11 protein-coding genes and 3 tRNA genes are annotated in these 10131 nt (G+C 56.4%); 13 read left to right on the top strand and 1 reads right to left on the bottom strand.

The window, feature by feature from the left end:
* From K0B87_00995 to K0B87_00980, 4 genes are all read left to right on the top strand, one after another.
* Positions 1–998, top strand: a 998-nt coding sequence (locus K0B87_00995) for a chitobiase/beta-hexosaminidase C-terminal domain-containing protein (protein MBW6513320.1), incomplete at its 5' end; no start/stop codon positions are given.
* Positions 999–1007: 9 nt separating this feature from the next.
* Positions 1008–1892, top strand: a complete 885-nt coding sequence (gene htpX / locus K0B87_00990; GenBank protein MBW6513319.1) for a protease HtpX — start codon at positions 1008–1010, stop codon at positions 1890–1892.
* The gene (gene rlmD, locus K0B87_00985; GenBank protein ID MBW6513318.1) at positions 1889–3271 is read left to right on the top strand and encodes a 23S rRNA (uracil(1939)-C(5))-methyltransferase RlmD; all 1383 of its coding nucleotides are present in this window, start codon (positions 1889–1891) and stop codon (positions 3269–3271) included. Before htpX ends, rlmD begins: the two co-directional genes overlap by 4 nt.
* Positions 3268–3708 carry a hypothetical protein gene (locus K0B87_00980; protein MBW6513317.1) on the top strand — a complete coding sequence of 147 codons (441 nt, stop codon included), beginning with the start codon at positions 3268–3270 and terminating at the stop codon, positions 3706–3708. Before rlmD ends, K0B87_00980 begins: the two co-directional genes overlap by 4 nt.
* Before the next feature lie 1379 nt (positions 3709–5087).
* On the opposite strand, the gene K0B87_00975 is transcribed toward K0B87_00980, so the two are convergent.
* Entirely contained in the window at positions 5088–5564 is a 477-nt protein-coding gene (locus tag K0B87_00975; GenBank protein ID MBW6513316.1) for a hypothetical protein, read from the bottom strand.
* A 78-nt stretch (positions 5565–5642) separates the two neighbouring features.
* Here K0B87_00975 and K0B87_00970 point away from each other — a divergent pair.
* The 9 genes from K0B87_00970 to nadA all read left to right on the top strand — a co-directional run bounded on the left by K0B87_00970 (position 5643) and on the right by nadA (position 10121).
* A tRNA-Lys gene (locus K0B87_00970) sits at positions 5643–5717 on the top strand.
* Positions 5718–5723: 6 nt separating this feature from the next.
* A tRNA-Glu gene (locus tag K0B87_00965) sits at positions 5724–5798 on the top strand.
* A 27-nt stretch (positions 5799–5825) separates the two neighbouring features.
* Positions 5826–5901: transfer RNA gene (locus tag K0B87_00960), tRNA-Glu, on the top strand.
* 109 nt (positions 5902–6010) lie between these two features.
* Positions 6011–6943: a M23 family metallopeptidase gene (locus K0B87_00955; GenBank protein ID MBW6513315.1), complete on the top strand. Its 933-nt coding sequence runs from the start codon at positions 6011–6013 to the stop codon at positions 6941–6943.
* Entirely contained in the window at positions 6940–7584 is a 645-nt protein-coding gene (locus K0B87_00950; protein MBW6513314.1) for a thiamine diphosphokinase, read from the top strand. The genes K0B87_00955 and K0B87_00950 overlap by 4 nt, the downstream gene beginning before the upstream one ends.
* Positions 7585–7651: 67 nt before the next feature.
* Positions 7652–7891, top strand: a complete 240-nt coding sequence (xseB, locus tag K0B87_00945) for an exodeoxyribonuclease VII small subunit (protein ID MBW6513313.1) — start codon at positions 7652–7654, stop codon at positions 7889–7891.
* Positions 7884–8774 (top strand): polyprenyl synthetase family protein, encoded by an 891-nt coding sequence (locus K0B87_00940; protein MBW6513312.1) that lies wholly within the window; start codon positions 7884–7886, stop codon positions 8772–8774. The genes xseB and K0B87_00940 overlap by 8 nt, the downstream gene beginning before the upstream one ends.
* Positions 8771–9205, top strand: a complete 435-nt coding sequence (gene dut, locus K0B87_00935) for a dUTP diphosphatase (GenBank protein ID MBW6513311.1) — start codon at positions 8771–8773, stop codon at positions 9203–9205. Before K0B87_00940 ends, dut begins: the two co-directional genes overlap by 4 nt.
* 13 nt (positions 9206–9218) lie before the next feature.
* Positions 9219–10121 carry a quinolinate synthase NadA gene (nadA, locus tag K0B87_00930; protein MBW6513310.1) on the top strand — a complete coding sequence of 301 codons (903 nt, stop codon included), beginning with the start codon at positions 9219–9221 and terminating at the stop codon, positions 10119–10121.
* Positions 10122–10131 lie beyond the last annotated feature (10 nt).

The following is a 10131-nucleotide window of genomic DNA, read 5'->3' as shown; positions in this document are numbered from 1 at the left end:
CCATCGTGATGGACGACCCCAGCGGCGTCATCACGACCCAGTATTCCCTGAATGACGGGATCACGGGCATCGTGGGGACCCTGGGCGACTATGCCAACCTGATCCAATTCACCCCCGTCATGGATCCCGGGCCCGCCACATCCTCGGATAACGTGGTCATTCCGGAGTTGCGCACCCTGGCCAGCCTCATCCCAGCCGACCAGGCCAAGCTGATCAAGGTGCTGGATGTGACCATCGACGCCACCCTGGTCAATTTCCCGGCTACGGCCACGAACATCAACGCCACCGACCCGACCGCGACCCTGACCCTGAGGACCTTTCCCAACGCCGAATACAGCGATACCCCGATCCCGGCCAGCGCTGTCAACCTGATCTGCCTGGTTGGCCAATACAACGACGGGATGCAGATCTCACCGAGATTCCTGGCGGATTTCAGCGATCCCGCCACGGACATCGAAGCCCCCGTTTTCAGCCATCCCAGCGGGAGTTACAACGAGCCTTTCGACCTCATCATCACCTGCGCGACGCCCGGCGCTGAGATCCGCTACACTCTTGACGGAAGCGAACCGGACCTGGATTCAACCCTCTATTCGTCTCCCATAACCATTTCCGAAACCACCACCGTCAAGGCCATCGCCTATCTCGGGTCCTACGCTTCGCAGGTCAACACCGCCGAATACGTCTTTCCCACATCTGTCGACGACCCCGGCGCTCCGGCGCTCCAAACCGCCTTGCTCGGCAACTACCCCAACCCCTTCAATCCCAGTACCAGCATAGTTTTCTCTCTCAAGGAAGCAGGCCCGGTTAGGATTGACATTTTCAACCTGAAAGGCCAACTGGTCCGAGTCCTGCTGGACGGTTCACTGCCTGCGGGAACACAAACCCTCCATTGGGACGGCCGGGATAACGCCGGAAACGAGGCTGGAAGCGGGATCTACTCTTACCGCCTGACCAGCGGAAGCTATTCAAACACCAAAAAAATGCTCATGCTCAAATAGGAGGAATGAATGGCACTTATCAAACGCTGGGGGCTCTTCCTAACCGTCAACATCCTGGTTCTGGCCGTCCTGGGGGCGATCATGCAGTTCCTGGGGCTCCAACGCTCAGACTGGCTCTCACTGCTTGTTTATTGCGCCATCTTCGGCTTTGCCGGCGCGATGATCTCGCTCTTTGCCAGCAAGGCGATGGCCAAATCTGCCTACAAGATCAAGCCCCTCACCCGGGAAACCGCCTCCGGAAAGGCTTTGTATCTCTATGACACCCTGGAGAAAATGTCCGCCCACAAAAGGATCAAGATGCCGGAATTCGGGATCTACCAATCCCCGGACAACAACGCCTTCGCCACCGGCGCTTCCAAGAACAAGTCGCTCATCGCCTTTTCCAGCGCCATCATGCAAAACTTGGATGAGGACGAACTGGCGGCCGTCGCTGGCCATGAAATGACCCACATCACCGAGGGCGATATGGTCACCACCACCCTGCTGATGGGCACGATCAACACTTTTGTCCTCTTCCTGGCCAACATCATCGCCGCCGTGTTGAGCGGCCGCAGAGGCGGCAATGACAGCTCCAACCGCAGCAGCGGGATGAACAACGCCAGCCACTTCATGATCGCCATGCTCATCCAGAATATCCTGATGATCTTTGCCAATGTCGCCCTGGCCGCTCATTCCCGCCATCGCGAATTCGTGGCGGACGCAGGTTCTGCCAGGCTCACCAGCCCCGGCCACATGATCACGGCCCTGGAAAAGATCAGCGCCGGACACGTGCCCCAAAAAAGGAAGGACGCCTATTCGATCGCCAAGATCAACAGCAGGCAGGCCTTATCCCTCTTTGCCACGCATCCGCCAGTGCAAAAGCGGATCGAGCGGCTGCGGAAATTGATGGTGTGAACAAAAATTTCCGGCTGAAGATCGAAAAACTCGCTCTGGGCGGCCAAGGCCTTGGCTTCGCCGAAGGCAAGGCTGTTTTTGTGCCCTACGCCTTTCCCGGGGACGAGATCGAGGCCTCTCTCCTGCGCGAACGCAAGGATGTGGCCTTTGCCCGGGTCTCGAAGTATCTTGCCCGCGGTGAGGGGGTCATTTCCTCTCCCTGCGCCTCATTCGCGGCCGAGATCCCCTGCGGCGGCTGCGACTGGCTCAACTTGGATTATCCCACCCAACTGCGCTACAAGACAGAACTGGTGCGCGAACTGCTCCAGCCTCTGGCCCCGGGACTCACCATCCCGGAAACGCTCGGTTCGCCCCGGCCCGTCCAGTACAGGAACAAGGCCTTTCTGCCCGTGGGTGGGGACGCGGATGGCCTTTATTGCGGGATCTACGCCCGCTGGTCCCATCAGATCGTCAGGCATGAAACATGCCAGCTTCATCCGCCGCTCTTTGACCAGATCGCCCTCCGCTGCCTGGAGATCCTGACCAAGACAGGGGTTTCCGCCTATGCTGAAAAGACCCACTCCGGCACCCTGTGCCACATCGGTTTCCGCGCCTCGCGCGACCTCAGCCGGGTCCTGCTCATCCTGGTCACCCGCTCCGGCAAGCTGCCTTTCACGCGGCTTCTGGCCAAACAGCTTTCCGAGGAATTTCCCCAGATCTGCGGGATCGTCCAGAACATCAACCGCGAGCGGGGAAACGTCATCCTCGGTCCGGAGGAAAAGGTCCTTTTCGGCGAGCCATTTCTCCATGACGAACTGGCGGGCCTCAAATTCCGCATCCATTACCGCAGTTTCTGGCAGGTCAATGGCGCCACGGCGGAACTTATCATCCAGCATCTGAAGGGCCTGCTCGGTCCGGACGATGCGGTTTTTGACGCCTTTGCCGGGATCGGTGCTCTGGGCCTCTCCCTGGCCGGAAAGGTCCGCAAGATCCTCTGCATCGAGGAAAATCCCGCCGCCGTCGCCGATGGAGAGGAAAACATCCGCGCCAACGGGATCACCAATGCCGGATTCCTCCGCGCCAAAACCGAGGACGCCCTGCCCGCCCTGCTCCAGCCGGTGAATCCTGAAACTGCCCGGAAACCGGAGGCCATCATCCTCGATCCACCCCGCGGCGGGGTCCAAACCCAGGCCCTGAAAGCGATCTGCGCCGCCCAGATCCCCAAAATCCTCTATCTGAGCTGTTCGCCCATCACCCTCCACCGGGACCTGAAGATCCTGCTCGGGGAGGGAAATTACCGCCTGGCCGCGATCCAGCCCTTCGATATGTTTCCCCAAACCTGGCACGTGGAAACCCTTGCCGTGCTCGAGCTTGCACCTTCGGACCCACTTAGACAATGAAACCGGCCCTCCTCCTCCTGCTGTTCCTGGCCCTGGCCCTGGCCCTGGCCCTTCTTTCCTGCGGCCACAACAGCACAGACGAGGACGAAACCCGGATCCGCGACATCATCTACGACATCTCCCGGGATTTCAACTGGAACGAGATCGACGGCATCATGGAGCACGTGCACCCGGATTATCTCCACAACGGAATGTATGACTATCAGTTGCGCCTGCTTTGGCTCGACCGCCTGGCCCAATACGATCTCCTCTCCTGCGAGGTCTCCCGGGTGGATCTTAACGGCGACCTGGCCACCGTGCACATGCTCATGACCTTCGAAGCCTCCTCCGCTCCGCCCCTCAGCTATTCCGAACCGGAAACCCACGGCGACACGTCGTTTTTCCTCTACGACCAAGGGCAATGGCGCCTCTACGGAAACCAACTCTGGGGAAAGTGACTCCGCCTTTTCCCATTGCCCTGTTTAACTCACACGGATCTCGCAGATCACGCGGATTTAAAAGACCATTTCATACGGATTGAACGGATGGAAGGGATGGACGGATGAAGACCAGTGTCCACGAATTACACGAATTTCACGAAAGGACGGAGCCATTAACGTGAAAACGTGAAAGCGTGGAAGGGTGTAACACCGGCGCAGCTTCCCTTTTGCCCTTTTTCCCTTTTTCCCTTTGTTTCCACGAATTACACGAATTACACGAATTACACGAAGGGACGGAGCCATTAACGTGAAAACGTGAAAGCGTGGAAGGGTGTAACACCGGCGCAGCTTCCCTTTTTCCCTTTTTCCCTTTTTCCCTTTTTCCCTTTGTTTCCACGAATTACACGAATTACACAAATTTCACGAAAGGACGGAGCCATTAACGTGAAAACGTGAAAACGTGGAAGGGTGTAACACCGGCGCAGCTTCCCTTTTGCCCTTTTTCCCTTTTACCCTTTGTTTCACTCTATTCGCTGGTTCGCCCGCCACCAATTCACCACTGCCTGAGTAACCGCTGGTTCAGCGTTTAGTGAGCGTGTGGTCAGTGAGTGGTGAGCGGTTCTGAAAACGGGGACATTCCCCTCTATATATAGTGGGTTACGTTTGGGGATAAAGAGTTTCACGCGGATTTTCGCAGATAAAAAGCGCGGATCAACGCAGAAAAAGAGGCCTCACACAGATTTCACAGATTGCACAGATATAAAGGGGATTTTCATACGGATTGAACGGATGGAACGGATTGACGGATAAAGAGGGGCACGCAGATCTCGCAGATTTTAAAAGAGATTTTATACGGATTGAACGGATGGAACGGATTGACGGATAAAGAGGGGGCGGGGATGAAAGAATGGGAGAAAACAACAGGCTGAAATAATAGTTATTTGTTTCCGACTTGTTGTCCCACAAGGGATTAGGCGAAGAAAACCACAAAAAACAGGTCTCTGTATCTGTAAAAAGAATTGAGCGAGAGAGAGTTGGTAAATAGACGCATATACCTATAGTATATAGGTATATACAGTATATATATTATATAGTTTTATTTTTTATTATATTTATTATAGATATTACAAGCACTGGGAGCGGCATACAGTCCCCCCTCAAAGCAAAGCCCGGCATAGACTAGACCAGGCTCCCGGAGAGGATGCAAGAAGTTATTTTTAGCATTGAAACACCCCAAGCAATTCTTATATATACAGAGGGCTGTTTTTTGTGGTTTTCTTCAGTTAAGTTGTTGAGCACCAATTACTCGGAAACAAATTCCAATGTTTTTCCCCTGTGGTTTTCTTCCTTCAAAAAGGGGCAGACATCGCTGCCTGCCCCATCCATTGCCAGGGTTATCAGGTTTCCCCGCCTGGTTGTTGCCATGAGTTCAGGATCTCCTGATCCAGTACGTATAGTTTGGCCGGTTTGTTATTCCTGGACAACGACGTTTCCACGCTTATGGCCTCGCGTTCCAGCAGGGACTCGATGGCATCGCGGAATTCCCGCTTGCGCATGTGGGACATGTTCATCAGGTCCGTGTGCCGGGCTTTTCCGTTGTATTTCTGGATCAGGATCTCCACCAGTTTGCGTTCCCCGGCGAGTTTGTCCTGTTCATCCACGATCTCCAGGAAGGGGATGGTGTTGGCGAAGTAGAAATCGCAGAGGTAGAGGGCCTGGCGGGTGGTTTCGGCGCTGACTTCCAGTTCGGCCATGACGCTGTCGACGCTTCCTTTGGGAATGGCGAATTTGAGCCGGTCCCAGGCGTCGAAGACGGTGATGATGATGCAGAATTTGTAGAAGTAGCCGTCGTAGATCCTGGTGAAATAGCTCATCAGGGAATCGTTGCAGGGAAAAATCGCTTGACAGGAGAAGGGCCGCAAAATCTTTGGAAAAAAACTTCGGGAAAATTTGGTCCAGTAACTCAGTGGTAGAGTATCTGCCTTTTAAGCAGAGAGTCGTTGGTTCGAGTCCAACCTGGATCACCATATTGCGACCCCTTCGTCTATCGGTTAGGACACAAGATTTTCATTCTTGTAAGAGGGGTTCGATTCCCCTAGGGGTCGCCAATTGTTGCCCGGAGCCAATTATAGCGTGTCCCGTTCGTCTAGTGGCCTAGGACTCGTGATTCTCAGTCACGCAACAGGGGTTCGATTCCCCTACGGGATGCCACTTTCAGCCTCAAGCCAGGATCAATCACCATTAATATTCCTCCAACTGGGCTGTTTTTTGCATAAAAAACCTTAAACATTACAATAAAGATGGGAACCAAGCGCCTTAGATGAAAGAAGAACGATTCTTGCCAGAGCTGGAGCCGGAGACCTATCCGGACCGGCGGATCAAGCTGATCCTGGACAACATGGGGATCAAGCACAGCGTGGCTTTTCGCCCCTGGGTCCTGATTCTGCTCGTTCTGCTCTTGGTTCTGGGGCTGGCGCTTTTGGGCTTTTTCGCCTTTCAGGGGCAGAACTCCGAGCTTAGCTCCCGGCTGCGGAGGCTGGAGACTGAAAACGACTATTTGCGCGAAAAGCTGGACCTCTATGAGACGGAGCTCGATTCCATCAACGTCCGGCTGGACACGCTGGGCGTGTATAGAAAAGAGGCGGCCACCGCCTATCCCCATTTCGGAAAGCAGGACCCCCTGGCTCCGAACCGGCTGCAGGTCAATCCCGGCCTGGGCAGGAAGCTTGATTCGATCGAGCTGAAGCTGGCGACCCTGAAGCAGCAGGTGGAATTCGGATCAAGCGACGTGGGCCTTTCCTTCATACTGCCGGAGGAGTTCGACACCCATGGCGACGGTATTCCGGCGATCCATCCCACTTTTGGCCAGCTCACTGACGGCTGGGGACACCGCTACCATCCCATCACCCTGGAATTCGAGTATCACTACGGACTGGACATCGCCAACAGGGTCGGCACTCCGATCTACGCCACGGCGGATGGGATCGTCTCCCGAGCGCAGAATGTCAACGGCTATGGCAAGATGATCACCATTGAGCATACCGACGGCTATCAGACCCTCTACGGGCATCTCTACAGCTTCAAGGTGCGCCCCGGGGATTTGGTCTGCAAGGGCCAGATCATCGGCCTGATGGGCAACACGGGGCTTTCGACTGGTCCACACCTGCACTACGCGGTCTCCCGCAACGGCAGGCAGCTCAATCCCACGGTCTATTTGAACCGCATCGACACCAACACCTACGCCGCCAGATGAGGATATCGCGAAAAAAAGCCTGGCTGTTCACGGCCCGCAGCCCGGAGGAGATCTTTTCCAGCTACGCGTCCATCGACCCTGGCGCGGACCTGTTGGTGGCAGTGGATGGCGGTTTGGAGCGCGTGGACCGGTTGGGGCTCAAGCCCTCTCTGATCATCGGGGACATGGATTCCGTTTCCCCGGCTCTGCTGAAGAGGTATTCACGCACCTGCCAACTGGCCTATCCGAGCCGCAAGAACGAGAGCGACACGGAACTTGCCATTCTCTGGTGCCTGGAGCAGGAAGCGGGAGAGATCGTGATCTGCAACGACCTGGAGGGACGATTCGACCATGCCCTGGCTCTGGTGCAAAACCTATCCCTGGCGCGGCAGAGAGGGGTGGAGGCCAGCATCGAATCAGAACGGCAGCGCCTTTTCTGGCTGGAGGAGAACACTTCGCTGGAGGGCTGTCAGGGCTGCGTCATCTCGCTTTTCGCCTGGAGGGGCAAGGCATTGTTCCGGGATTCTGAGGGGCTGGATTATTCCCTGCAAGACCTGGCCATGGCTGAAGACCAGACCCGCGGGCTCAGCAACCGGATCATCGCTCCGGAAGCGCGGATAAAGCTGATTTCCGGACAGGTTCTGGCGATTCTGGCGAAATAAGGATTGACAAGATTTATCTGCTAATTTATAAAGGTTAGAATTACGTCATAACTTTGGGAGAACAAGTATGAACGAAGCTCGGGAAAGCGAATTGCTCAGCTTTGAAAAGGCCATCCAGGCCCTGGAAGGAGTTGTGGAAAAGATGACCAGGGAACAACTTAGCCTGGATGAAATGATCGCCCTCTATGAAGAAGGGATCGGCTATCTGCACCTTTGCCAGAAAAACCTGGAGGGGGCGGAAACCAAGATCAGGATGCTCAACGCCCGGATCAAGCAGGCCGAGGAAAACGAGGGCGAAAATGGATAGAAAAGTGCGCCTCAAAAAGGACATGAAAGAGAAGCAGGAGCTGGTCAACATCATTCTCGACCGCTACCTCCCCCGCAAGGACGAATATCCGAAAAACATCCACAAAGCTCTGCGCTACAGCGTTTTCGCCGGAGGGAAAAGGCTGCGGCCCTATCTCACCATGATCGCCTATCAGATGTACAAGGACAATGTGGAGGCGATCACGCCCGTGGCCGCCGCGATCGAGATGCTGCACACCTTTTCCCTGATCCACGACGACATGCCGGATATCGACAACGACGAATACCGCCGCGGCAAGAAATCCTGCCACGCCCTCTTTGGCGAAGGCGAGGCCCTGCTGGCCGGCGACGCCCTTCTGATCAGCGCCTTTGAGCTCATCACCCATGCCGAAATCAAGGCTGAGCTGCGCCTGCAATTCATCCGGGAAATGGCCGAGCAGTGCGGGATCCGGGGCCTGATAGCCGGCCAGATGGTGGACATCGAATCCGAAGGCAAAAAAGTCGACAGGAAAACGATCGATTATATCCACGAGAACAAGACCGCCAGGCTGATCAAGCTGTGCCTGCGCTTTGGCGCCCTCGCCGGCGATGCTCCTGCTGAGGAACTCAAGCTGGTGGAGGATTACGGGGCCAAGGTGGGTCTGGCTTTCCAGATCGTAGACGACCTGCTGGACATCGAAGGCGATCCCGACGAGATGGGCAAGACGGTCGGCAAGGACGCCCATGTCCAGAAAGCGACCTACCCTTCCGTGTATGGGATCGCGGAATCCAAGCGCAAGGCCCAGGAGCTGATCGCCCAAGCCCGGGAAAGCATTTCCGCCTTGGGAGAAAAGGCGCTGCTGCTGGATATCGTGGCAGAATACCTGCTTAACCGCAAATCATGAAGATACGCTATAAACTGCTCACCCCGACCGCCATTCCGCCCAAGAGGATGACCGACCACAGCGTGGGTTGGGACCTGAGCGCCGATCTGGCCAGATCCGAGGTCCTCGAGCCCGGGGACAGGGCCGCCATCCCCACAGGCATCGCGGTGGAGATTCCGACTGGCTATGAAGGGCAGATCCGACCCCGCAGCGGACTGGCCCTGCACAGGGGACTGGGGGTGCTGAATTCGCCCGGCACGATCGATTCCGACTACCGGGGCGAGCTCAAGGTCATCCTGATCAACGCCTCCGCCGAGACCGTGATCATCCAGCCCACCATGCGCGTTGCCCAGATCGTCATCTGCCCTGTGGTCTGCGCCGATTTTGAGGAAGCTCCCGAGCTTGAAGACAGCAGCCGTTCCGAAGGCGGATTTGGGCATACGGGGGAATGAAGGGAGGTTTGCCATGACACTCATAGACAAGATTAACAGGCTTCGCCAGGAAAAGAACGCCCTGATCCTGGCCCACAACTATCAAGCCATCGCGGTCCAGGACATTGCCGATTTCCGGGGGGATTCACTGCAGCTCTCGATCCTGGCGCAGCAGAGCAAGGCCCGGCTGATCGTTTTCTGCGGGGTGCGCTTCATGGCGGAGACCGCTTCTATCCTCAATCCCGGGGCGAAGATCCTGCTCCCGGCCGAGGACGCGGGCTGCCCCATGGCGGACATGATCACGGCGGAGCAGCTGCGTGGTTTCAAAGCCCAACATCCAGGCGCCGCGGTGGTCTGCTATGTCAATTCCTCGGTCGAGGTCAAGGCCGAAAGCGACGTCTGCTGCACTTCCTCAAACGCGGTCAGGATCCTCAAATCCTTTCCCAAAGACCAGACCATCCTCTTCGTTCCGGACAAGAACCTGGGAACCTGGGCTGGCCGGCAAAGCGGACGCAAGGTCATCGTCTGGGAAGGCTACTGCCCGGTGCACGAATGGGGCTTTCAGCACAGGCAGTTGCTCAAGATCCGCGAGCTGCATCCCGGCTTCACCTTGCTGGCCCATCCGGAGTGCGACGAGGACATCGTGGAAGCAGCGGACCATGTGCTTTCCACAGGCGGGATGATGAAATACGCCAGCGACCACGACAAGCTGATCATCGCCACCGAAGCGGCTTTCACGGACTATCTGAAGCACATCTATCCCCACAAACAGCTGGAGGCCCTGAACACACTGGCCCGCTGTGTCAACATGCGCAAAACCACCCTGCACCATGTTTTGGAATCCCTGGACAAGGAGCAGCACGAGGTGACGGTGGATCCCGAGATCGCCACCAAGGCCCTGCGCTCGCTAACCCGCATGCTGGAGCTTTCCATCTGATCAAAACCCG

The sequence above is a fragment of the Candidatus Syntrophosphaera sp. genome, assembly GCA_019429425.1.
Lineage (GTDB): Bacteria > Cloacimonadota > Cloacimonadia > Cloacimonadales > Cloacimonadaceae > Syntrophosphaera.
This window is presented reverse-complemented; position numbering and strand designations above follow the sequence as displayed.